The sequence below is a fragment of the Paenibacillus spiritus genome, assembly GCF_008710135.1.
Classification (GTDB): domain Bacteria; phylum Bacillota; class Bacilli; order Paenibacillales; family Paenibacillaceae; genus Paenibacillus_AQ; species Paenibacillus_AQ glufosinatiresistens.
The window spans coordinates 171156-194767 of the sequence record NZ_VYKK01000022.1; the positions used below are offsets into that span (position 1 = coordinate 171156).

A 23612-nucleotide genomic window follows, 5' to 3' on the forward strand; every position below is an offset into this window, starting at 1 on the left:
TTACGCGGGGCGAGGAAGGGAGGCGCCTCCGCCGCTCATTTTGCCAATAATGGAGGTTCAATTCAAATGACCCAGCAGACCCGTAAATGGGAGTTTATCGGCGCGGACGGCGATTTTCGGATCGCAAGTCCGCACCTTACCAGCTATCTGTACTTTCCGCTCGCCAACGAGGCGGGCCTCATGTCATCCGTCACGCCGACGCTGCACGGCGACATCAAAACCGGACACAATGCGTTCCTGAACGAGCCGGTCTGGGCGGAGAATCTTCACAATTCCCGGGCCTCCCGGAATTTCTGGATCTATACGGAGGAAGCGGGCGCCTGGTCCTGCGCCGGCAATTCGGCCGCCCAGCACAGTCGCCGCTACGAGGCGGGAGGAGAAGAGGACGCTGAGGTGGAGGCCGGCTTCCTCTGGCACAAGCTGACGCGCCGGCATCCCGCACTGCCGCTAACCGTCGAGACGATCAGCTTCGTTCCGGCGGGGGACGACACCGCCGAACTGATGAAGGTCACGCTGACCAATACCGGAGACCGGCCGCTGACGCTGACGCCGACGGCGGCGATTCCGCTGTATGCCCGATCCGCCGACGATCTCCGCGATCACCGGCAGGTCACCTCGCTGCTGCACCGGATCTATACGCTGCCGGCCGGCGTCGAGGTTCAGCCGACGCTGTCTTTCGACGAGCGGGGACACCGGGTGAACCGGATGTCGTACAGCGTGCTCGGCCGGGAGGGGGACGGGGCGGCGCCGGAAGGCTTTTTCCCGCTGAGCGACGGGTTCATCGGCGAGGGCGGCACGCATGACTGGCCGGAGGCTGTCGTCCGCAATCTGCCGCCGGCGGATACGGCGGGCGCCGAGCGGGAAGGCGGCGAAGCCGTCGGCGCGATCCGCTTTCGCGAGGTTACGCTGGCCCCGGGAGAAGCGCGCAGCTACGTGCTGGCGATGGCGATTACGGATGGCCGAACCGATGCGGGGCGGATTGAAGCCGAATATTTAAGCGCGGAGCGGTTCGACGCCTGGCTGGCGAAGACCTCCGCCTTCTGGCAGGCCAAGATCGGCACCGTCTCCTTCCGTTCGGCAGACTCCGAATTCGATACCTGGATGAAATGGGTGACACTTCAGCCGGTGCTGCGCCGCCTGTTCGGCAACTCCTTCATGCCGCACCACGACTACGGCCGCGGCGGCCGCGGCTGGCGCGATCTGTGGCAGGACTGCCTCGCCCTGATGATTATGGAGCCGGAGGAAGTGCGCTCCCTGCTGTTCAACAACTTCGCAGGCGTGCGGATCGACGGCAGCAATGCGACGATCATCGGTGCGAAGCCGGGCGAGTTCGTCGCCGACCGCAACAACATCCCCCGCGTCTGGATGGACCACGGCGCCTGGCCGTTCCTGACGACGCAGCTCTACATCGACCGGAGCGGGGATCTCGATTTTCTGCTGGAGGAGCAGACGTATTTCCGCGACGCTTTCACCGACCGCTGCAAGCGCCGCGACGAGACGTGGACGCCGGAGAGTGGAACGCTGCTGAAGACGGCCTCGGGCGAAGTCTACCGGGGCAGCATTCTGGAGCATATTCTGCTCCAGCAGCTGACGCCGTTCTACCTCGTCGGTGAGCATAACCATATGCGGCTGGAGGGCGCCGACTGGAACGACGGCCTGGACATGGCCGCAGACCGGGGCGAAAGCGTCGCCTTCATGGCCTTCTATGCCGGAAATCTGCGGGAGATCGGCAGGCTGCTGCGCGAACTGAAGGAACGGACCGGCCGGGCGACGGCAGAGATCGCCGAGGAGATGCTTCTGCTGCTCGACACCCTGGGCGGCGAGCCGGTGGATTACAATTCCGTGGAGGCGAAGCATGAGCGGGCACGGATGTTTTTTGAAGCGGTTCCGGGCAGGGTTCAAGGAGGGAAGGCAGCGGTCGATCTGATCGCGCTGGCTGAGGACCTGGAACGGAAGGCCGGCTGGACGGCGCGGCATATCCGGGAACGGGAGTGGATCGCGTCGAAGGACGGCAGCCGCTGGTTCAACGGGTACTACAACAACGACGGCGAACGGGTCGAGGGCGACTGCGGAGAAGGCGTGCGGATGACGCTGACGGGTCAGGTCTTTCCGGTGATGAGCGGCGTCGCGGCGGAGGAGCAGGTGCGGGAGGTCATTCGGGCTGTAGACCGGCATTTGCTGGATGACCGGATCGGGTACCGGCTCAATACGCCGTTTGGCGGCATTCAGCCCAATCTCGGCCGGGCGTTCGGCTTTGCCTTCGGGCACAAAGAGAACGGCGCCATGTTCAGCCACATGACGGTGATGTACGGGAATGCGCTCTACAAGCGCGGCTATGCTGCGGAAGGACGGAAGGTGCTGGATTCCATTTACCGGCTGTGCCTCGATTTTGAGCGCAGCCGGATTTATCCGGGCATTCCCGAGTATATCAGCGAAGAGGGGCGCGGCATGTACCACTATCTGACCGGTTCCGCAAGCTGGCTGCTGCTGACGCTGCTGATGGAGGTATACGGCGTCCGGGGCCGCTTCGGCGACCTGCTGCTGGCGCCGAAGCTGGCCGGCGACCAGTTCGATGCCGAAGGCCGGGCTGCGGTGACGACGCTGTTCGCGGGCAGAACGCTGGAGATCCGCTATGTGAACGCAGGCCGCAAGGACGCGTGGAACTGCGCGGTGGCCGGTTGTACGCTGAACGGCGCAGCGGTTGAGGCCAAAGCGGTGAACGCGCCGGATGCGGCGGGCGGCGTTGTACTGCCCCGGGAGTGGATCGAAGCTCTGCCCGCCGGCGGAGTTCACCGGCTGGAAATAACGCTGGAGTAGGAGTAAGGTTCTGCGCGCCGCACAGGTTGGACGTCTATACAAACAAAGAAGGCTTTCGCACATCCGGTGAACGGAATGGCGAAAGCCTTCTGTGCGCTTCCGGTCGGGAAATGCACCATGCCAATGCCGGACGCTGCTTCCCGTCGGCTGCAAGCCCTGCTTATTCCGGTATTTCTGCGGACCGTGAAACGGCCGATCCTGATCGTAACGGGACCGTCCGCTTGTGCTGCTCCGAAGCCATCCGGCAGTGCAGCTTTGGGGGAGAGTTTGGCACCAGGAGAGTAGGACCATCTACTCCGTTCGAGCCATTTTTGCTGTGTTTTCTGAAAGTACATTGACCTTTCCTTCAAGGGTGCCTATATTGAGGTAAAACAGGTGGAAGCGGAGGGGTGTGGCAGGTGGAAAAGCCGGAAATCAGCATTATCGTGCCCGTGTACCGGGTGGAGGCCTATATCCGCAAATGCGTAGACTCGATTCTGGCGCAGACCTATACCCGGTATGAATTGATTCTGGTCGATGACGGCTCGCCGGACGGCTGCCCGGCCATTTGCGACGAGTATGCGGCACGGGATGCCCGGGTGCGGGTGATTCACAAGACGAACGGCGGACTGTCGGATGCCCGGAACCGGGCGCTCGACCAGGCCAAGGGAACGTATATCGGCTTCGTCGATTCCGACGACTGGATTGCGCCGACGATGTTCGAGGAGCTGCACCGGGCTGCGGAGGCGAGCGGCGCGGACATCGCCGTATGCTGCCATTACGAAGCGGCGGGAGACGAGCTGAAGCGGATGAACGATTTCTCTGGGTATCCGGCAATCTTAAACCGGACGGAAGCGCTCGGCGAGCTGCTTCTTGACCGCCGCATTCAGAATCTGGCCTGGGATAAGCTCTACCGCCGGGAATTGTTCGAGGATGTCCGCTACCCGGCGGGCATGGCGTTTGAAGACATTCCGACCACCTACCGCTTGTTTCTCAAGGCGGATCGGGTCGCGCTTGTCGATCGGGCGCTCTATTATTATGTCCAGCGCAAGGAAAGCATCTCGGGAACTTATACGCTCGCCAAGCGGGTGGACAAATTCAACGGCACGAGCCGCAAATACGCCGACATTCGCCGGGATTACGGAGAGGCGATTCCGAAGGAGAAGTGGGACTATTTTATCTTCCGCATGGTTGATGAAGGCGTGGGCCTGTACAATGATCTGCTGCGAGAGTCCAAGAGCCGCCGTTATGCGGTGGATACCGAGACGATCAAGCGGTTTCTGAAAAGCAACCTGCCGGCCATTCTGTCCGCCAAAACGGTCAGCCCGAGGCTGAAGACGGCCGCTTTTGCGCTCTCGGCCAATGAGTGGCTGTATGACCGCATTTTCGGAACGCTTCACGCCCTGACAGGCAGGGACCGCAGCCGCGTTTCATAGGAGAACGGGAATGATTCGGGAATGATTAATGAAGGATTCATGATGATTATGAAAGAGAGAAGGGATCGGATGAAGCTGAGCATCATTATTCCGGCGTACAATGTGGAAGCGTATATTCCGCGGACGCTGGAATCGCTGGCGGCCCAGACGGTGCCGGACTTCGAGACGATTGTCGTCAATGACGGCTCGACCGACGGGACGGAGGAGACGGTAAGACGGTTCGCGGCGACGGGGCGGCTGAACCGTATCCGGATCGTCTCCCAGGCGAACGGGGGTGTCAGCGCCGCCCGCAACCGGGGACTTCAGGAAGCCTCCGGCGACTATGTGCTGTTCCTGGACGGAGACGATTATACGGCTCCCGACCTGGTCGAATCGATCTTCGGAAGCCTCGAAAGCGAGCCCGAGCCCGATCTGCTGTTCTGGAAGTGGAAGCTGGTCAGCGAAGAAGGCAAGGTGCTGAAGGACTTGTACGGACCTGCGCCGGGCCTGCCCGCTGCAATGACTTCCGCAGAGGTGCTGCGCGGCGTGCTGGTCGAGCAGCGGCTGGAGCTCTGGACCGCAAGCGTCGCCTATCGGCGGGAGCTGCTGACGGCGCAGGGCATCCGGTACACGGAAGGCTGCGTCAACGGCGAGGACCAGGAATTCACTTACAAAGCGCTGGCCCGGGGAAGAACGGCGGCTTTTATCGACCGGTATCTGTCCTTCTATCTGGAGCGCAACACCTCGATCTCCGGTGTGTACAATGTGAAGAAATTCGGATTCGCGGACGCCTTCGCCCGCGCCGCGGCGTTCATGCAGGAACGCCCTGAGTTGAAGGAGGCGTCGGAAGCGCTGCTTCTTAGACACATGCTGGACAACTACTTCTACAACCTGAAGACCTGCCTGCGCAGCGGCGGCAAAGTGTCGATCCGAAGACTGCTGCAGGACATCGACCGCGCCTACCCCGGACTCAACGGCCGCATGAAAGAGCGGATGCAGCACTGGAGACGGGAGAACCGCGGCATCAAGCCTGATATTCATTCTTTCCTAATTGCGCCGGAGCTGCTGCAGATGCTGCTGGCCTGGCAGCTTGCCGGAATCCGCTTCCGCTCGGCCGTATCGGCCCGTTTCCCCGCTGTCTCGCGCCTTAGGGGCAAGGAGACGGCCGCCGGGTCCTGAGTTTTCACACCACGTTTGGAGTACACTTCGAGAGGAGCCGCCTAATGATCGCTAAACGAAGCATGCTGAATATTGGAATCGGACTTTTGAGCCAGGCGGTTACCATTGCGCTCAGTTTTTTTATCCCCCGGCTGATTATGTTGAATTACGGCTCCGAAGCGAACGGTCTGGTAGCTTCCATCACCCAGATCATTGCTTACCTGGCCCTGCTGGAAGCGGGAGTGGGGGCGGCCTCGATCCAGGCGCTCTACCGTCCCATCGGACAGGGAGACCGCTCCAAGATCAATGAGATTCTCGCCGCAACTTCCGTCTATTACAAGCAGACCGGCATTTATTATTTCGTAGCGGTGCTGCTGATTGCCGGCGTCTATCCGTTCGTGGTCCATTCGGGATTCGACGCGGCGACCGTGATGCTGATCGTCTGCCTGAGCGGCCTTGGAGGCGCGGTGAATTATTACCTTCAGGGCAAATTCCGCGTTCTGCTGATAGCCGAAGGCAAGAATTACATCGAATCCTCGGTCGTGACAATCGCCAATGTGGTCAACAGCGCCGTTCGGATTCTGCTGCTGCTTCAGGGTGCGAACATAATTGCCGTACAGGCCGTCTATCTGGTGATTGTGCTGCTTCAGATTGCCGTGTACCGCATCTATATCCGCAGGCATTACCGGTGGATCGATCTCAGCCGGAAGCCGGACTTCGAGGCGATCAGCCAGAAGAATTCGGCGCTTATCCACGAATTGTCCTATCTGATCTTCCGCAATACGGATATTATTGTCCTCTCCCTGTTCACCAACCTGAAGGTGGTCAGTCTGTATGTGCTGTACAACATGATCTTCAACGCGGTTGACAATTTGGTGCTCATGCTGAGCGGGAGCGTCCGGTTCGCACTGGGACAGAACTTTTTTGACAACAAGCCGAAATTCATGCGGATCTTCAATCTCTACGAGACGTATTACATGGCGTTCATCTTCGCGACGATCAGCGTGGTGTACGTGATGGTCCTGCCGTTCATGTCGCTCTATACAGCCGGCGTCACCGACCAGAACTACATCGACTACACGCTTCCTCTGCTGTTCGCCGTCTCCAAACTGCTGATCAACGCCCGCAGTCCGGTAGACAGCGTCATTGACGTCGCCGGCCATTTCAAGAACACCCAGGGACGCTCTATTCTGGAATCGGCGATCAATCTCGTCTGTTCCGTCGGCTTTGTGCTGATGTTCGGAATTTACGGAGTCCTGATGGGAACGATTGCGGCACTGCTCTATCGCTCGATCGACATGATTCTGTACGCCAACGGCCGTCTCTTGGAGCGCAGTCCGTGGTTCACGCTGCGAAAATGGGGCATCAACGGCGCCCTGTTCGCCTCCGTCGTCGTGCTGGACCGGCATATAGACCTGCCCGTCCATTCCTACGGCAGCTTCTTCCTGTGGGGAATCGCCGTGGCGGTCGTCCTCTTTCCGGTCTACTTCGCCGCTGTATCGGCTGTGGAGCGGGAGGTCTTTGTTGAGCTGGCCGGTCTGGTCCGCTCGAAGCTGGGCCGGTTCCTTCCGGGAGGCAAAAGAGTGGTTCGGCAGCCTTAGGCCGCCGAAGCCCGCTGTGCGCCGGCATGAGACAAGCCGCCTTTCCGTATAGGGGAGGCGGCTTTGCTTGTGCTGCGGCAGAAGTGAAGAGAAGAGCGGCAGTCTGGGTAATGAAGGATAAGAAGACAAGCCGGGAGGAGATCCGCATGAAGAATCCGATCAAGGGATGGACAGACAGCATACAGAACCTGAAGCAGTCGCTGGACGGCGTCAAACAATCCGCGAACAAGATGAAGGCCAATCTGGATGAGGTGAAGCAGGGCATTCAGGCCACGAAGGATCAGGCTATGGAGCGCGGCGAGTTCGTCCAGGCGGAGTGGAGCCGGGCCAAGGCGTTGATCGAAGAGAGCAAGCTGGCGATCTCCGAAGCGAAGGAGTCGGCAGCGGCGGAGGCGGAGCTGCTGCTTCACGAGAAACGGCTCGCGAACAAGAGCCTGTAAAGGCGGCGCTTGGGTCAGCCCGGTAGTTGGGGTCAGCCCGGGCGCTTTTGTCTGTTCGGGAGCTTTTGTCAGAATCGTAACGAAAGAACAGCGGAAATGTTACTTTCCCCCGTCTGAATTCAGGTAAGCTGATAGGCGCGGGAGGTTACCGCACTTTCATTGCGAAGGAGAGAGCAGAATGAAGCGCATACCATCCAAAATAAGCCGGATCTTCGGTGCGGGACTGGCCTCCGTGCTTCTGGCCGCCGGATGCGGCGGCTCGCGGTGGGACTTGGCCGGCCGCGAAGCGCTGGCCGCACCGGGCGCAGCCGCCGGGAAGATCACGGCATTCCGGCAGGGAACGGTGTATGGCTTTGACTCGGCCTCCGCCCGGAGTATCGCTTACGATGCCGGACATACCTTCCGGCTCGGAAAGGACGGGCAGGTGCTGCTGTCCTATAACCGGGGCCGGTTGGAGGCAGCGGCTCCGCTGCATCTGTTCCCGCCGGGAACAGGAGACGAGGAGCGGCAGAGCGACCAGTCGGGCTTCTACCTCTCGCCGGAGCTGACTGCCATTGCCTACAGCACGGCCAGGGGAGCGGACGGGACAGCGCCGATCCAGGCGCTGATCTCGAATGACGCCGGGAGAACCTGGACGACGAATCAGATTGACGGCAGCCAGGCGGGCTCCCCCCGATTCATCGGATTCCGCAACAGCCGGGAGGGCTGGACGGTAACGACGGCGTTTCAGGGCATGGGACGGGAGGAGCATGCCGTGTATCTGACCTCCGACGGAGGGCGGACTTGGCGGAGAGCCCCCGGGAATATGAACGACGTCTACGCCCGGGTGATGACCGGAGCGGGTTTTGTAAGCCGGACGACCGGATTTGCAGGCTTCCGCTACGAATTTGCGGATTTTCAGCCGGCTATTCTACAGACCCGCGACGGGGGCCGGACCTGGAGCAGGCTTCGCGTGAAGCTGCCCGGCGAGTTCTCCGCGTATGGCCTGACGCCGCTCTCTCCCGTGTTTTTCGGAGCCGAGGGACGATATCCCGTGCTTATGAGCCGGGACGGCGCGAGCGATATTGTCGGAACGCTCACGCTGGTGAGCCATGATTACGGCCGAAGCTGGGCGTATGACGCTGGCCGGGTTCGCTGGAACTAGGCAAGTCCGGAGCCGGCTCAAGAATCTGCCCGGGAACCGGCCCTTCATCTGTCCGGCCATCCGTTCAGGACCGTTCCTCTGGCCGGAGGCGTCCGGGGGATGCTAGAATAGAGGGCATACCGCCGGCAGAGTGGACAGAGCCGGACAAATCAAGCAGGGGAGTAGAGATACCGCCATGAATGATACCCTTCGCACGTTATTCAACCACCGATCCCACAAAAGCTTCGCCGACCGCCCCGTATCGGCGGAGACGGTCCGTACCGTGGCGGAAGCGGCCCGTTCGCTGCCGTCCTGGGTCAACGGCCAGCATGTCACCATCATCGAAGTCCGCGACGAAGCGGTCAAAGGGGAGCTGGCCGCGCTGAGCGGGAATCAGGCCCATGTAGCAGCAGCGCCGGTCTTCCTGGTCTTCTGTATGGATCTGGCCCGCGCGGCGTATGCCGCCCAGCAGGAGGGCCAGCCGTTCGAGGCGGACAACGACGCCGACGCGATTCTCGTCGGAGCGACCGATGTCGGCATCCAGCTCGGCGGAGCGGTGGCTGCGGCGGAATCGCTGGGACTCGGCACGATTCCGATCGGCGGCATCCGCCGTCATACGGCCCGGGTGATCGAGCTTCTGGAGCTGCCCCGGCATGTCTTTCCGCTGGTCGGGCTCTGCCTAGGGTACCCGGCCGGGGAGCCGGCGCAGAAGCCGAGACTGCCGCTCGGTCTGGTGCTGCATGAAGGGAAATATCAGGGGATTGACCCGGAGCTGATGGAAGCGTACAACGCCGAGTACCGGACGTATACCCGGGAGCATGAGCGGACGGAGCGGAGCTGGACGGAGATTATCGCTCATTTCTACGGACTCAATCCCCGTTACGGCGATTCACAGGATACGCTTCGGCGGCAGGGGTACAGCTGGGGCGGCGCCCAAGAGGATGAGCAGCGGTGACCCTGCAGCAGTTAAAATATGTGCTGGAGATTGCCGGCAGCGGCTCCATGAACGAGGCGGCCAAACGGCTGTTCATCTCCCAGCCGAGTCTGTCCAGCGCGGTCCGCGATCTGGAAGAGGAGATCGGGGTCACGATCTTCGAGCGGACGAACAAAGGCATTACGCTCTCGAAGGAAGGGGCGGAATTCCTCGGCTATGCCCGCCAGGTGGTTGAGCAGGCGGAGCTGCTGGAGAGCCGCTATCTGAATGCGAAGCCTTCGCCGCAGCATTTCAGCGTATCCGCGCAGCATTATGCGTTCGCAGTGGAGGCTTTTGTCCACCTGGTCCGGGAATACGGACAAGAGGAGTACGAGCTGGCGCTGCGCGAGACGAAGACGTATGAGATTATTCAGGACGTCAAGACGATGCGCAGCGAGATCGGGGTTCTCTACCTGAACGATTTCAACGAGAAGGTCGTCGGGAAGCTGCTGAAGGAGGCCGGACTTCAGTTCACGAGCCTGTTCACGGCGCAGCCGCATATATTCATCAGCATCTACAATCCGCTCGCCCGGCAGGATCGGGTGACCATTGACCAGCTTCAGGCCTACCCTTACCTGAGCTTCGAGCAGGGAGAATACAATTCGTTTCATTTTGCCGAAGAGATTCTGAGTACGCTGTCCCACCCCAAAAGCATTGTCGTCAACGACCGCGCGACGCTCTTCAATCTGTTGATCGGGTTGAACGGCTACACGATTTCGACCGGCGTGTTGAGCCGGGATCTGAACGGCAACGAGATTATCCCGGTTCCGCTGGAATGCGACGAGACGATTCGCGTGGGCTGGATCAGCCACCGGAAGGTTCCGCTCTCCAGGCTTGCCGAGGCCTATGTCGAAGAACTGAAGAAGGCTACAGCGGCCGGTATAGTCTAAAGCTATAACCAGCTATAGAAATTGGACGTTACCGGCTCTTCTGCGGAATGTGCTATCTTTCTTGTAACGCGAGGCAAGGCAAGAGATACCATCCCGGAGGAGACGATAGCGATGAGCACAGTGACGAACGGAACAACACGGCGGACCCGTACCCCATACCGGCATGATATGGTCGGCAGCTTCCTGCGGCCGCAGGCGCTGAAGGACGCCAGAGAGAAATGGGCCCGGGGAGAGATCCCGGCTGAAGAACTGCGCGCGGTGGAAGATGCGGAGATTATCCGCCTGGTCGAGAAGCAGAAGAGCGTTGGCCTGAAGGCAGTGACGGACGGCGAGTTCCGGCGTTCCTGGTGGCACCTGGATTTCATGTGGGGGCTGGACGGCGTAGTAAAGGCGGAGAGCGGGCAGGGCTACCTGTTCCACGGAATCGAGACGCGGGCGGAGACGGCCCGTCTCACCGGCCGCATCCGGTTCACGGCGGATCATCCGTTCCTGGATCATTACCGGTTCCTGCACCGTCTGGCAGGGGATGACGCGGTTGCCCGGCAGACGCTGCCTGCGCCGGCGCAATTCCTGGCAGAGCTGCAGCGTCCGGAGAACGCCGCCTCCACGGCGGCGGTGTATGCCGATGCCGATGCCGATCGTCTGCTTACGGATATCGCCGCGGCTTACCGGGAGGCGATTCTCGCCTTCTACGAAGCCGGCTGCCGGAGCATCCAGCTGGATGACTGCACCTGGGGCATGCTGTGCGACGCGGGCTTCCGCGAGACGCTGGAACGCAGCGGAGGTTCCGCGGAAGACGCTGCGGCAGCCTATGCCCGCGTCAACCGGGAAGCTATCCGGGGATTGCCCGAGGATCTGGCGGTAACGACGCATGTGTGCCGCGGCAACTATGCCTCGGCCTGGGCTTCTTCCGGCGGCTACGAGCCGGTAGCCGATACGCTGTTCGGCATGGAGGAATACGACGGCTACTATCTGGAGTTCGATACGGACCGTTCGGGCGGATTCGCCCCGCTGTCCGCCCTCGGAGACCGCCAGGTGGTGCTGGGTCTGATCTCCTCGAAGGATGGGGAACTGGAAGACAAGGACGCGATTGTCGGCCGGGTCCGGGAAGCTGCCCGGATCGTCGGCCTGGACCATATCTGCTTAAGCCCGCAGTGCGGCTTCGCCTCCACGGAGGAAGGCAACCTGCTGACGGAGGAGCAGCAGTGGCGGAAGCTTGAGCTGATCAAGGAAATCGCCGACGAGCTGTGGACGGATGAGCCATAAGCCTGAAGTCTGAACCGGCAGGGCAAGAGACGGCCTGGCCCTGCTCCGAATGTTCCATAGACAAAAAAGCCAGACCAAGAGCCGCCCAGAAGAGAAGCTTCCGGGCGGCTCTTGCTTGCTTGTCTTTAGGGAAGAAACGGGGAGAGGGTTTAGGAGACCTCGGCGGAAGCCGGAAGGTCTACTTGCCCGTTTTGCGAAGGAAGGTAAAGTTGCTGTACATATAATGATAGAAGGACTTGTTCGTGGCGATGAGCAGGGCAAAGGCCTTGGCGCGGAGGTCGATATTGCGGGCCGAGACGATGACGCCCAGATTCCGGCGGATAAACGCTTCTACTTCCTTAGCCGAGCTGCTCTGGTCGGGAAGAAGCTTCTCGCGCAGCAGATAATTATAGAGATCCATGCCTTCGCTGACGATAATGTTGATGGATGCATTCCAGACGGAAGGGGAGATGATGTTCCGGTACTGCTTCAGAAGCGTATTGTGCCGTTCGTTGACGGCGTAGAACTTCTGGCGCAGCTTCCGCACGCTGCTGTTCCCGGTAATGCTGCTTCCCCGCTTCACGTAGTAATAGAGAGGACGGTCTACGAGCGCCACCCGGGATGCCTTGATGAAGAGCTGGTAGACGGTGAGGATGTCTTCGTAATCGATGCCTACCGGATAGCGGACGCCGTCAAAGAGCTCGCGCTTGAACAGCTTATCCCAGGCGTAGCTCTTGATCCGCTGGTCGAGGATGATCTCGGTAACGGCTTCGACGTTGCCCAGAACGGCATCGCCTCCGAATGTGTTGATCCGCTCGGCCCGGCCGTCCTCTTCCGAGTAGTGGCAGCAGACGGCGATATCGGCGTTCTGTTCGGTGACGGCGCGGTGAAGCTGCTCCAGCATATCGGGGGCGATCCAGTCGTCGGAGTCGATGAACGCGATATACCGGCCGACCGCGATATCCAGGCCGAAGTTGCGGGCGTCGGAGAGGCCGCCGTTGGGTTTGTGCAGCGCTTTGATGCGGCTGTCCCGCTCCGCATAGGCATCGCAGATGGCGGGACAGTTATCCGGAGATCCGTCGTCAACCAGGATCAGCTCGAAATTCGCGAACGTCTGTCCCAGAATGGATTCGACGCACTTCTCCAGATAATCCTCCACTTTATAGCAAGGAACGATGATGCTGATTTCCGGACGCGGCACGATGGTCTTCACCCTTTCGCTTCAGTTTCTGATACCCCAAATAATAGGGAAGGGCCGGAGAAAGGTCAATGCACTTTCAGAAAACACGGCAAAAATGGCTCGAACGTAGTAGAGATTCCTACTCTTGAAGTGGCAGCGGAGTGCCGGATTAGATGTAGAGATCCGTTTATTTCGTGAAGAAACGGGTATAGCTAAATCGAACACTCTCTATGGCCGTTTAGAGTGTTAAAGCATGGAAAACGCAGGTTTACGGTGGATTCTGGAGAATTTCAGAGCAAACCCAGAGTCCCTTTCAACTTTTTGCGGAATTCGTCGATTTTTATTGATTATTTACGGCCATTTCTGTATAATCAGCGTTGTCGTTTTCAGGACGGGGTACCCCTCCGGGGCTTACCCACAAAACTTTGAGGAGGTCATCATTTTGGGAAAAGCGTTAATTATCGGCGCCGGCGGCGTGGCTAGCGTTGTGGTCCATAAGTGCGTGCAGAACCCCGACGTGTTCGAGGAAATCTGCATTGCCAGCCGTACGGTCGAGAAATGCGAAGCTTTGAAGAACAAACTGGACGGAGGCCGCACCAAGATCAGTACGGCCAAGCTGGACGCCGATAATACGGACGAGGTCATTGCTCTGATCGAGCGCTTCCGTCCGGACGTCGTGATCAACGTCGCGCTTCCGTACCAGGATCTGACCATCATGGACGCATGCCTTGCGACCAAGACTCATTATCTGGACACGGCCAACTACGAGCCGCCGGAGACGGCCAAGTTCGAATACAGCTGGCAGTGGGCCTATAAGAAGAAATTCGAGGAAGCCGGCATCATGGCCCTGCTGGGCTGCGGCTTCGATCCGGGTGTAACCGGCGTCTTCTCGGCTTATGCCGTGAAGCATTATTTTGACGAGATTCATACGATTGACATCGTTGACGCGAATGCCGGCGACCACGGTTACCCGTTCGCTACGAACTTCAACCCGGAGATCAACATCCGCGAAATTACGGCCAACGGCCGCTACTACGAGAACGGCGAATGGATCGAGACGCCGCCGCTGTCGGAGAAGAAGGTGTACGATCTGCCGGAGATCGGTCCGAAGGATATTTACCTGCTGTACCATGAAGAGCTGGAGTCTCTGGCTAAGAACATTCCGGGCATCAAGAAGATCCGTTTCTGGATGACGTTCTCCCAGAATTATCTGACTCACCTGAAGGTGCTGGAGAATGTCGGCATGACTTCCATCGAACCGATTGTCTTCGAGGGCAAGGAGATTATTCCGCTCCAGTTCCTCAAGGCGGTACTCCCGGACCCGGCCTCGCTCGGACCGAGAACCAAAGGCAAGACCAATATCGGCATCATCGCCCAGGGAACGAAGAACGGCGAGCCGAAGACCTACTATGTCTACAATGTCTGCGATCACCAGGAATGCTACCGTGAAGTCGGCTCCCAGGCCATCTCCTACACGACAGGCGTTCCGGCGATGATCGGCGCCATGCTGATGATCCAGGGGGAATGGATGAAGCCGGGCGTGTACAATGTTGAAGAGATGGACCCGGACCCGTTCATGGACCAGCTCAACAAGCAGGGATTGCCTTGGCAGGAAGATTTCTCGCCGACGCTGCTCGACTAGGAACCGCTTCATGAAGCCGATTGATTTCAGCGCGGTTCCCTCGCCGAGCTATGTGGTTGACGAACGTCTCTTAATTCAGAATCTGGAGATTCTGAATTCGGTGCAGGAACGCACCGGCGCCCGGATTCTGCTTGCCCAGAAGGGATTCTCCATGCATTACCTGTATCCCCTTGTCGGGAAGTATCTGAAGGGCGTGACCTCCAGCTCCCTGTTCGAAGCGCGGCTCGGCTACGAGAAGATGGGCAAGGAGACCCATGTCTATGCGCCGGCCTATGTGGATTCCGAATTCGACGAGATCATGAAGTACAGCGATCATATTGTCTTCAATTCGTTCTCGCAATGGCGCCGGTTCAAGGACCGCGTGCAGAGCGCGCCGAAGAAGATCAGCTGCGGCATTCGCATCAATCCGGAATATTCCGAGATTGAAATTCCGCTCTATGATCCCTGCTACAACAACTCGCGGATGGGCACGACGCTGGAGAACTTCCGTCCCGATGAGCTGGACGGCATCGACGGCTTGCATTTCCATACAATGTGCGAGCAGAATTCCGACACGCTGGAGCGGACGCTCCGGGTAGTGGAGGAGAAATTCGGACCGTATCTCCACGGGATGAGATGGCTCAACTTCGGGGGCGGCCATCATATTACGCGTCCCGATTACGATCTGGATACGCTGTGCCGCTCCATCACTCATATGAAGGAGACGTACAACGTCGAGATCTACCTGGAGCCGGGCGAAGCGGTGGCGCTGAACGCCGGCTACCTGGTAGCGACGGTGCTCGATACGATGAAGAACGGGATGGACCTTGCCATTCTGGATACGTCCGCCGAATGCCATATGCCCGATGTGCTGGCCATGCCGTACCGGCCGAATATTATCGGCTCCGGTCAGCCGGGCGAGTTCCCGCACACTTACCGTCTCGGGGGTCTGACCTGCCTGGCGGGCGACATCATCGGGGACTATTCGTTCCCCGAGCCGCTGAAGCCCGGCGACCGGCTTGTGTTCACCGATATGGCGATCTACAGCATGGTCAAGAACCATATGTTCAACGGCGTCAACCTGCCTTCCATCGTCAGCTACAACGACGAGGAGGGTCCGCGGGTGGTGCGGAGCTTTGGTTTTGAGGATTTTGCCGGGCGGCTGTCCTGAGACTGCCTTGTCCGTGATCTGTATATGTTAAAGAAGCAGCCAGCCAAGAGTCATTCTTGGCTGACTGCTTCTTTGCGTTCTGCCGGGGATTCGGCCGCCGCGCTCTGCCGGGAGGCGGCATCCAGGCGCATCAGCAGGCTGGTGCGGTCCTGCTCGGTCTGCGTCTCGAAGCGCTCTCCGATATCCTGCCACTGCTGCTTGGCGGGAAGATCCGATTCGACGGCCTCCCGGACCGAGTCTTCCCACAGAGCATTCACGTTGCGGTCCAGTGGTGTCGGAGTCAGATGAGTCAGATGCGGAAGATCGGCCAGAATCATCGACAGCGTATTCTGTCCGCCGAGATAAGGATCGGCTTGGCCCTTGTCCCCCAGATTGACAATTCGTTTGAGATACTGGGCGGCCAGGTCTTTATGGGCGCTCTGCTTGGTGATGGCCGCCACTGCTCCGCCGCTCGTCCCGTAGAGCCCCAGAGGAAGGCGGGTTGCCCGCCATTTGCCGCTCTGCTCCGGGACCCAGCTCTTCAAGTCATTGCTTCCCCATTGGCCGGTAACATACATCGCGAGCTTGCCGCTCCGCAGCGCTTCCTGGCCCCATTGGTCCCAGACGGTGGCTCCGAGGGCGAGTTCCTCCTGCTTGACGGAACGGGCCGTATTCAGAGCGTCGATGAAGCCGGCGCCATCGCGGTTGAATTCCAGGTTCTCACTGAACATACTCGCGGAAGCGGCGGCGATATCCAGCGGATCGCTATTCTTCTGAAAGATATAGATACCCTGCCGCTTCAAGGTTCTTGCCATGCTTAGCCATCCTTCGGGAGTGCGGAGAAGGGCGGCGACCTGGCCGGGTTCCGACGGCAGCCCGCTGCTGCGAAGCAGGTCTTCGCGGTAGAAGGTCAAGGCTTCGCCATAGCTGGCCGGAACAGCGATTAACCGGCGGCGGTCGAAGCTGGTCAGCATCGGGAGCAGGTTATCGGGAATGCCTGTGATTACCGAAGCCAGGCCAAGCGCCGGATCGTTCAGATCCACGAAGACGTCCAGTCCGTTGAACTCGCCCAGAATCCCGCTGTCCAGAATCATAATGTCGGGGACGCTGTCCGAGGACAAAGCAGCCATATAAGCGGAAGAGACGTTGTTATAATCAATGACCCGGGTCTCCAGCCGGACATCGGGATACCGGGATTGGAACAGACTGTTGGAGCCGCTCATATCGTAGTAGGACCAGACGACCAGCTTCTGCGAGCGTGAGGCGTCCCCGGCGGAATCCGACGCCCGGGCACTGACCGGAAGCTTCTCCGCCGGATACTCGTTAAGTCCCGGATAACGCCCGGAACAGGCCGTCAGCAGCAGGAGGGCTGCAACCAAAAGAGCGCCCAGGAGACGCCGGATGAAGCGGTGCATACCGCGCGGGGTTGTCATTCACTCTCCTCCTTCTCGCGGATCTTGGCGTACCATACAAAACGGCTGCCGCCCAGCTGTTTGGCCCGGTACATCGCCTGATCCGCCAGCTGAACCAACCGTCCGGGGTCTCCGGTATCGGCCGGACTGACCGCGATGCCGATGCTGGTTCCAAGCGGCAGATCCGCATCCTTGAAGCGGACCGGTGCCCGGAACCCGTCCAGGATCGCCTGGGCGGCCGCTTCGGTCTGGAGCAGCGGGGCATTCTCCAGAACCGCGACGAATTCATCGCCGGCGATCCGGCAGACAAAGCCTGTCCGGCAGGCTTCGCGCAGCACACGGGCGGCATGGATCAAGACGGCGTCGCCCGCATCGTGGCCATACGTGTCATTGATGTGCTTGAAGCGGTCGAGATCCAGGAACAGCAGCGTCAGTTCGGGAACCGACTGCGCAGGCAGATCCCGGAGACTGTTGAGATACTGGGTGAAATAGAGGCGGTTCGGCAGACCCGTAAGCGGGTCGGAGAACGCCATCTGCCGGAACTGGCCTTCCGACTGCTGCAGCTTGGCAGTCTGTTCTTGCAGAAGCTTGTTCATATGCTCCCTTTCCCTCAGCATGTCGCCCAGTTCAACCGACATTTCATTAAAATTATCCGTCAGCCGGTTGAATTCAACAATTCGTCCCTTGGAAATGACATGGGTGTCGCCCCCCTGCGACAATCTGGCGGGAAGGCCGCTGGTGGCTTCGACGAGCCCGTTCATGACGCGCTGAATCATTCGGCCGAGGAACAGATTTCCCATCAAGACGAGCAGAATGAAGAGCAGCGAGAAGCCCAGAATGAGGGAGTAGATCGACTTGACGTCGGATAAATACTCATGGGCCGGCACAATGACGAGAATATGCAGGGAGCTGCGGATTTCCACCGGATCATCCAGGTAATAAAGCGCTTTATTCCAGCGGGACAATTCATACAGACTGTTGTCCGGCGATAAGGCAAGCCATAGCTTGTCGTTATACCGGTAGTATTGTCCGTCCGGCCATTCCCATCGTTCTTCGGCGGATGCCTGCCGGGTGTCTGCATAAATATACCCCGTCTCATCCAGAATCAGAATCCGCGCGCTGCCGGATTGCTTGGCCAGCACAAGCTGCTCCAGTCTTCCGGCTTGGAGGTCGGCATGAAGACGGAGCATCCGGTCATCCTCCAGCGTCCATTCATTCAGATCGTCCCGGATGCCGCTGCTAAGGGAATGCGAGAACTGATAGGCCCGCTGATGCATCGTCCGGTCGAGATATTGGCCGGTAATGACCAGAATCAGGATAAAGGCTCCGAGCATGCCGGTGGCCGACAAATGGAAGAGCAGGGATTGAAACGGAATATCCCCGCGGCGAGGTTCGGCCTTCTGCGGCACAAAGTCGGGCAGCAGATAAGTCGTCGCCAGTTCAGACAGCAGGGTGTTGGCCATTCCGTTCAGAACCGGAAGCGTAGTGAGCAGCACCATGTCGGTCAGAGAGACCTGACCTTCCGCATAAGCCATCACATAAAGGAGCGGCGCGCCGATCAGAATCCAGAAGATCAGATCGCGCAGCAGCATCCGGTCCCGCATCCTTCCTCTATGCAGGGCGAGGAAGAGGATTTCCAGGAAATACAGCGTATGAAAAGCGGTACCATCCCAAAAAAGCCACTGAACAGTCAGAACCGTCAGCGAGATCAGGATACCGTGCCGGCGGCCCAGCAGCCGGATGGCCAGAATGGGGAACAGACTCTGGAATGAGAATTGAAGGCTGGCCAGCATGGGGACGGAATACCTTCCCGAGAGCAGCGCCAGAAACAATAGAACCAAGCCGAGCAGCGGGTTGGCGAATCGGGATTGAGCAGCTTTCATCGTTGACCTCTATTCCGGCAGTAATTAGGTAATCGTCTTCATTATCTATTTCGGTATAACAGACGCATGTTGTTAGCGTAAATGTGCATTTTCGACATAAAAAACAAGGAAACAAAGTAAATTTCACAACTTTGTTCCCTTGTTTTTCTTTTTCTTGCAAACCTTTAGACCTAATTTAAAACGATATCAATCTGCTGGGTGCCGGGACTCCAGGCGACCGTGGCGCCGAGTTGCTCGCTGATGAACCGGATCGGCAGGTACAGGGTGCCGCTGACGATAAACGGCTCGTTCAGTACTTTGGCTTCCTTTCCGTTGAGAGTGATTTTGCCTGTCTTTCCGCTGGCCGCGATGGTCAGCGCGGGGCGTCCGTCTGCCGACGGGCGGGTGACCGTGGCTGTCTTCGTTGTATTGTCGTAACCGATCGAGGCGCCCATCCGGCCAAACAGGGCGCGCATCGGCACGAAGTTCTGGCCGTCTTTGGTGACAACGCCGGAGGTGAAGGCCACGTTCTCGCCGTTGAGCGTAACGCTGATCGGCGATTGGACCGGAACCGGCTTGAAGTTCCAGAACTCGTCCGAAGCGTTGCCCAGCGCATAATCCTTGCCTACGCCCCAGCCCCAGAGGGAACCGTCGTTCTTCTGGAACAACAGGTCACGATAGCTTGCCCGGGCGGTTGCAATGTCCGAGGCGATCAGGCCAAAAGGAGCCGAAGGAGAGAGGGTCTCCGTCTCGATGGAAGTCTCGTAGAGCTTGCCGTCCCGGGTCAGCGCCAGCAACGAGCGCTCGATCACAAAAGCATCGACCACTTGGGAGACGCCGGTAAGCCGGATCGGCTTCTGGTCATGATACTGGGTTCCGTCCGACCAGCCGGTTATGGTGCCGCCCCAGAACCAGAGCCGGCCCTGTCTGTCCACCGCAACGAAAGATTGGTAGCCGTCCTGCTTGACGACGGCGATATTGGACAGCCCGGGAACCTGACCCGGGGCTTGAGGGGCGTCCGATAAGGCCCGGTGCTCCGTCATCGACCAGACCGTGCCGTCTTTCCGAAGCGCGACATCATTTTCCAGCTCGACCACATCCTGCAGTCCGGGAACCTGGACCAGGGAGGAGACGGAGTCATTCCGGCTGTCGGTATCTTTCCAGACCGTGCCGTCCTTCTTCAAGAACATGAATTCGACCTCATACCCGTACTCGCTCGTGTAAACTTTGTACGCGGCCATATCGGTGACATCCGACAATCCTTCGATCTTGGTGAAGCTGGTGTCGTCCCAGCCCTGATCGGTTCTTTCATTCATATAGACCCGACCGCTTCCGTCCCTCGCCAGGGTGGGGCCGTAATAGATGACCTGCTGAACGTCGGAGACGCCGCTTGCCGTCCGGACGCTCACAACTGACGGATAGCCGGTCCGGGTAATAACTCCCAGCGATCCGTCCGCTCCCCGGACGTAGCCTTCGCCCAGCAGTCCCGCCGGAGCCGGATAATCGCTGACCTGCGTAGGCACAGGCTGGCTGCCTCCCCAGGTCCAGAGAGTTCCGTCTGATTTAATCAGCGCACCGGGGCCGAACTCCTTGACGACCGGCGTCTTCTCCGTCTCACCCGCAGCGGAGGCTCCCTGCGTCAGCGGGCCGGTGCCCCCGAGCAGCAGGATGGCAAGGCCGAACGGCAGGATACGATTCTTCCATTTCATCATGATTTCCCTCGTTTCTTCTGTTAGAGTAGCGGATTCATAGCGGACTGAGAGCCGCGCTACAGCATTAGACGCTGAAAGGGTGCTAAAAGTTTCCACTTCAGACGGAGTCTTGGGTGTGCCGGTTCCGCCTGCATTTAGGCGTAGGAAGAAAGGCGGGGCTGTGATACAATAGGCTGGTTCTGCTTTTGTGTCGTCTAGAAGAAAGGATTGTCGCTAAATTTATGAGACCTGGTCATTTTATTGCAGTAGAGGGGCCAATCGGAGCCGGCAAAACGACGCTGGCCGCCATGCTGGCCCGGGAGCTGGGAGCTCCTGTCGTCAATGAGATCGTCGAGGAGAACCCGTATCTCGGCAAGTTCTACCAGAACATGGAGGATTGGAGTTTTCAACTGGAGATGTTCTTCCTCTGCAACCGGTTCAAGCAGCTTGAGGATGAGGCGCGCCCTCTTCTGGAGAGCGGCCGAACGGTTGTGGCGGACTACCATATGTACAAGAACCTGATCTTCGGGGAGCGCACGCTGAACGGATCGAAGCGGGAGAAATACCGTCAGATCTACCACCTTCTGATGGACGATCAGCCCCGCCCGGATATTGTGATCTACATCAAGGCTGACCTGCCCACTCTTCTCCGCCGGATCGGCATGCGGGGACGGGAGATCGAGCAGGCGATGGATCCGGGCTACTTAAGCCGGCTGATCGAGGATTACGAGGAGGCCATGCCGGCGCTGGCCCGGAGAGAACCGGGCACGGCGTTTGTGACCGTGGACGGAGGAGAAATTGATTTTGTCGAGAACCCGGCCCAGTTCCGGGAGATTCTATCGCAGGTAAAGGAGCATATGCAATGAATACGTACGGCATCCCCAAGCAGGCCGTGATTACGGTAGCCGGTACCGTCGGTGTCGGCAAGTCGACGCTTACCGCCGCTCTGGCGCGGCAGCTCGGCTTCCGGACTTCGCTGGAATCGGTCGATCACAATCCGTATCTGGAGAAATTCTACGACGATTTCGAGCGCTGGAGCTTTCACCTGCAGATCTATTTCCTGGCGGAGCGCTTCAAGGAACAGAAGAAGATGTTCGAGCTCGGCGGAGGCTTCGTGCAGGACCGGTCCATCTACGAGGATACCGGGATTTTTGCCAAAATGCATGCCGACCAGGGAACGATGAGCGCGGTCGATTACGAGACGTATACCAGTCTCTATGAAGCGATGGTGATGACGCCTTACTTCCCGCATCCCGATGTGCTGATCTATCTGGAGGGCAGCCTGCCGTCGATTCTGAGACGGATTCAGGAACGGGGACGGGAGATGGAGCTTCAGACCGACACCGGCTACTGGGAGACGATGTACGGCCGCTATTCCCGGTGGATCGGCGAATTCACCGCCTGTCCGGTTCTGCGCCTGAACATTGACGATTATGACGTGAACGATGAGCGCTCCATGGCGGACATTCTGGCGCGCGTGGGCGGCATGATCGGCAGCCGCCCCGTGCGGATCTAGCCGGGAGAGCAAGAAGAACGGGTACAATCAAGGGTTTCCGCAGGCCGCAGGGCTTGCGGGAGCCTTTTTTGATGCAGCCGCGCCTTCGCGCCTTGGGGTTAGGGCATGCGAACGCTTCCGAGCTGGCTTTCCTCCGCAACTTCCGTGTTCTTTCCGGCGTTTAAGGTATTGGAAGGATGAGGAAAGAAGGAGATAACGATGAAGAAATGGACCCAGGCGGCGCTTGCCGTCTCCCTCCTGCTGGGAGGGGCCCAGCTCGGCGGAGCGTCCGCCGTTCAGGCTGCGGGAGATGTCACCATTATATTGGATGGCTATCCGCTGCCGTTCCCGCAGCCGCCGGCGGTCGTGAACGGAACTACGATGGTCCCGTTCCGCGCCATTTCCGAGGCGCTGGGTATCGGCGTCGTCTGGAACCCGTCCGCGAAGACGATTACCGCAGTGAGCGGCGCAGGGGAAGACAAGCTGGAGGTCGTGCTTGCCGTCGGCAGCAAGACAGCCAAGGTCAACGGAAATCCGGTCCGACTGCGGGAAGCGCCCCGGATGACCAAGGGAACGACGCTGATCCCGCTGAGTTTCTTCAGCGAGCAGTTCGGGGCGAACGTCTCCTGGAATCAGACATCCAAGACAGTAAGCATCCTATCGCCGAAATCCGACCTTTACACGCTCGGATTCTATGCTATAGCCTCCTATGATGAAGCTTCGCTTATGCCGGCGTTCGACGACATCGCTTTTGGCTGGTCGCGTCTGGATGACAACGGACACTATACGACTTCCGGCTCGGGCGGAGACAGCTTCTATTGGCCGAAGGCAAGCGGCGATGTTACGCCGGAATCCCTGGTCGGACAGGCTTCGGCCTCCGGGACCTCCTATCTGATGGTCGGCTCCGGCGACAAGAAGCTTCAGGTCACGAAGAATCTGGAGGACCCGGCGCTCCAGGCCGAGACGATCGCCGGCATCATGGAGACCGCGGTCGGCAAAGGCTTCGGGGGAGTGATGCTGGATCTGGAAGGAATCGGCATGACCGGGGACAAAGCCCGGGCGCGGGCCGATTTCAACGCGTTTGTGCGCAATCTGTCGGTGAAGACCAAGGCCCAGGGCCTCAAGCTTGGCGTGGCCCTGCATCCGATCAACAGTTCTTATACCGGTTACGACTACAAGACGCTCGGCGGACTTGCCGATGAGCTTGTCATTATGGCCTACGGCTATGGAGACGAGAAATCGCCCGAGCCTGCTGCTAAGGTCGATGAAGCGATTCGGCTGGCGCTGGCGCAGACCCCGAAGGACAAGCTGGTGCTCGGCATATCGACGGCCAGCGAGAGCACGGCATCCATCGGCACGAAGATCGGCCTTGCCAAGCGCTATGGCCTCAAGGGCGTTGCTTTCTGGCGGCTCGGTCTGATCGGCAGCGACTGGCAGGGGATCGACGGGTCGCTCAAGCTGAATGCGGACTACCCACAAATATCATAGGTTCTCCCGCCGGGAAGCGATATAATCAGTAGTCTGTGGCAACCCGGCACGGTTGCCTATTTTTTTGTAATC

18 protein-coding genes are annotated in these 23612 nt (G+C 59.3%); 14 read left to right on the forward strand and 4 right to left on the reverse strand.

Annotated features, from left to right (window positions below):
* Window positions 1–66: 66 nt before the first annotated feature.
* From F4V43_RS15675 to F4V43_RS15715, 9 genes are all read left to right on the forward strand, one after another.
* A complete protein-coding gene (locus tag F4V43_RS15675; RefSeq protein ID WP_150459193.1) occupies window positions 67–2817 on the forward strand; it encodes a GH36-type glycosyl hydrolase domain-containing protein in 2751 nt (916 codons plus the stop codon).
* 398 nt (window positions 2818–3215) lie between these two features.
* Window positions 3216–4232 (forward strand): glycosyltransferase family 2 protein, encoded by a 1017-nt coding sequence (locus tag F4V43_RS15680; protein WP_191089607.1) that lies wholly within the window; start codon window positions 3216–3218, stop codon window positions 4230–4232.
* Between the two features lie 69 nt (window positions 4233–4301).
* Complete coding sequence (locus F4V43_RS15685) at window positions 4302–5390, forward strand: glycosyltransferase family 2 protein (RefSeq protein ID WP_191089608.1); 1089 nt, start codon at window positions 4302–4304, stop codon at window positions 5388–5390.
* A gap of 44 nt (window positions 5391–5434) precedes the next feature.
* On the forward strand, window positions 5435–6970 hold the full coding sequence (locus tag F4V43_RS15690; protein ID WP_150459196.1) for a lipopolysaccharide biosynthesis protein: 1536 nt from the start codon (window positions 5435–5437) through the stop codon (window positions 6968–6970).
* Window positions 6971–7116: 146 nt separating this feature from the next.
* Window positions 7117–7410, forward strand: a complete 294-nt coding sequence (locus F4V43_RS15695; RefSeq protein WP_150459197.1) for a hypothetical protein — start codon at window positions 7117–7119, stop codon at window positions 7408–7410.
* A gap of 178 nt (window positions 7411–7588) precedes the next feature.
* Complete coding sequence (locus F4V43_RS15700; protein WP_150459198.1) at window positions 7589–8554, forward strand: WD40/YVTN/BNR-like repeat-containing protein; 966 nt, start codon at window positions 7589–7591, stop codon at window positions 8552–8554.
* A gap of 175 nt (window positions 8555–8729) precedes the next feature.
* Window positions 8730–9488: an NADPH-dependent oxidoreductase gene (locus F4V43_RS15705; RefSeq protein ID WP_150459199.1), complete on the forward strand. Its 759-nt coding sequence runs from the start codon at window positions 8730–8732 to the stop codon at window positions 9486–9488.
* Window positions 9485–10396, forward strand: a complete 912-nt coding sequence (locus tag F4V43_RS15710; protein WP_150459200.1) for a LysR family transcriptional regulator — start codon at window positions 9485–9487, stop codon at window positions 10394–10396. Before F4V43_RS15705 ends, F4V43_RS15710 begins: the two co-directional genes overlap by 4 nt.
* Window positions 10397–10507: 111 nt before the next feature.
* Window positions 10508–11662 carry a 5-methyltetrahydropteroyltriglutamate--homocysteine S-methyltransferase gene (locus tag F4V43_RS15715; protein ID WP_150459201.1) on the forward strand — a complete coding sequence of 385 codons (1155 nt, stop codon included), beginning with the start codon at window positions 10508–10510 and terminating at the stop codon, window positions 11660–11662.
* A gap of 178 nt (window positions 11663–11840) precedes the next feature.
* On the opposite strand, the gene F4V43_RS15720 is transcribed toward F4V43_RS15715, so the two are convergent.
* Window positions 11841–12854 carry a glycosyltransferase family 2 protein gene (locus tag F4V43_RS15720; RefSeq protein WP_150459202.1) on the reverse strand — a complete coding sequence of 338 codons (1014 nt, stop codon included), beginning with the start codon at window positions 12852–12854 and terminating at the stop codon, window positions 11841–11843.
* A 409-nt stretch (window positions 12855–13263) separates the two neighbouring features.
* On the opposite strand from F4V43_RS15720, the gene F4V43_RS15725 reads away from it, so the two are divergent.
* Both F4V43_RS15725 and nspC read left to right on the forward strand, forming a co-directional pair.
* A complete protein-coding gene (locus F4V43_RS15725) occupies window positions 13264–14463 on the forward strand; it encodes a saccharopine dehydrogenase family protein (RefSeq protein ID WP_150459203.1) in 1200 nt (399 codons plus the stop codon).
* Window positions 14464–14473: 10 nt separating this feature from the next.
* Window positions 14474–15613: a carboxynorspermidine decarboxylase gene (gene nspC, locus F4V43_RS15730; protein ID WP_150459204.1), complete on the forward strand. Its 1140-nt coding sequence runs from the start codon at window positions 14474–14476 to the stop codon at window positions 15611–15613.
* Window positions 15614–15663: 50 nt separating this feature from the next.
* Here nspC and F4V43_RS15735 read toward each other — a convergent pair whose 3' ends face one another.
* From F4V43_RS15735 to F4V43_RS15745, 3 genes are all read right to left on the reverse strand, one after another.
* Entirely contained in the window at window positions 15664–17025 is a 1362-nt protein-coding gene (locus tag F4V43_RS15735; RefSeq protein ID WP_150459205.1) for an ABC transporter substrate-binding protein, read from the reverse strand.
* A complete protein-coding gene (locus tag F4V43_RS15740) occupies window positions 17022–18887 on the reverse strand; it encodes a GGDEF domain-containing protein (protein ID WP_150459206.1) in 1866 nt (621 codons plus the stop codon). Before F4V43_RS15740 ends, F4V43_RS15735 begins: the two co-directional genes overlap by 4 nt.
* Window positions 18888–19057: 170 nt before the next feature.
* A complete protein-coding gene (locus F4V43_RS15745; RefSeq protein ID WP_150459207.1) occupies window positions 19058–20578 on the reverse strand; it encodes a stalk domain-containing protein in 1521 nt (506 codons plus the stop codon).
* 221 nt (window positions 20579–20799) lie between these two features.
* Here F4V43_RS15745 and F4V43_RS15750 point away from each other — a divergent pair, with 221 nt between their 5' ends.
* The 3 genes from F4V43_RS15750 to F4V43_RS15760 all read left to right on the forward strand — a co-directional run bounded on the left by F4V43_RS15750 (window position 20800) and on the right by F4V43_RS15760 (window position 23540).
* Window positions 20800–21423 carry a deoxynucleoside kinase gene (locus F4V43_RS15750; RefSeq protein ID WP_150459208.1) on the forward strand — a complete coding sequence of 208 codons (624 nt, stop codon included), beginning with the start codon at window positions 20800–20802 and terminating at the stop codon, window positions 21421–21423.
* Window positions 21420–22073: a deoxynucleoside kinase gene (locus tag F4V43_RS15755; RefSeq protein WP_150459209.1), complete on the forward strand. Its 654-nt coding sequence runs from the start codon at window positions 21420–21422 to the stop codon at window positions 22071–22073. Before F4V43_RS15750 ends, F4V43_RS15755 begins: the two co-directional genes overlap by 4 nt.
* A 198-nt stretch (window positions 22074–22271) precedes the next feature.
* Complete coding sequence (locus tag F4V43_RS15760) at window positions 22272–23540, forward strand: stalk domain-containing protein (RefSeq protein ID WP_150459210.1); 1269 nt, start codon at window positions 22272–22274, stop codon at window positions 23538–23540.
* Window positions 23541–23612 lie beyond the last annotated feature (72 nt).

What these genes read in the sequence shown, in the direction of transcription:
- F4V43_RS15740 (WP_150459206.1), bottom strand. Translation starts at nt 18,887, where the DNA reads ATGAAAGCTGCTCAATCCCGATTCGCCAACCCGCTGCTCGGCTTGGTT.
- F4V43_RS15745 (WP_150459207.1), bottom strand. Translation starts at nt 20,578, where the DNA reads ATGATGAAATGGAAGAATCGTATCCTGCCGTTCGGCCTTGCCATCCTG.
- F4V43_RS15750 (WP_150459208.1), top strand. Translation starts at nt 20,800, where the DNA reads ATGAGACCTGGTCATTTTATTGCAGTAGAGGGGCCAATCGGAGCCGGC.
- F4V43_RS15715 (WP_150459201.1), top strand. Translation starts at nt 10,508, where the DNA reads ATGAGCACAGTGACGAACGGAACAACACGGCGGACCCGTACCCCATAC.
- nspC (WP_150459204.1), top strand. Translation starts at nt 14,474, where the DNA reads ATGAAGCCGATTGATTTCAGCGCGGTTCCCTCGCCGAGCTATGTGGTT.
- F4V43_RS15700 (WP_150459198.1), top strand. Translation starts at nt 7,589, where the DNA reads ATGAAGCGCATACCATCCAAAATAAGCCGGATCTTCGGTGCGGGACTG.
- F4V43_RS15690 (WP_150459196.1), top strand. Translation starts at nt 5,435, where the DNA reads ATGATCGCTAAACGAAGCATGCTGAATATTGGAATCGGACTTTTGAGC.
- F4V43_RS15755 (WP_150459209.1), top strand. Translation starts at nt 21,420, where the DNA reads ATGAATACGTACGGCATCCCCAAGCAGGCCGTGATTACGGTAGCCGGT.
- F4V43_RS15760 (WP_150459210.1), top strand. Translation starts at nt 22,272, where the DNA reads ATGAAGAAATGGACCCAGGCGGCGCTTGCCGTCTCCCTCCTGCTGGGA.
- F4V43_RS15675 (WP_150459193.1), top strand. Translation starts at nt 67, where the DNA reads ATGACCCAGCAGACCCGTAAATGGGAGTTTATCGGCGCGGACGGCGAT.
- F4V43_RS15735 (WP_150459205.1), bottom strand. Translation starts at nt 17,025, where the DNA reads ATGACAACCCCGCGCGGTATGCACCGCTTCATCCGGCGTCTCCTGGGC.
- F4V43_RS15695 (WP_150459197.1), top strand. Translation starts at nt 7,117, where the DNA reads ATGAAGAATCCGATCAAGGGATGGACAGACAGCATACAGAACCTGAAG.
- F4V43_RS15705 (WP_150459199.1), top strand. Translation starts at nt 8,730, where the DNA reads ATGAATGATACCCTTCGCACGTTATTCAACCACCGATCCCACAAAAGC.
- F4V43_RS15685 (WP_191089608.1), top strand. Translation starts at nt 4,302, where the DNA reads ATGAAGCTGAGCATCATTATTCCGGCGTACAATGTGGAAGCGTATATT.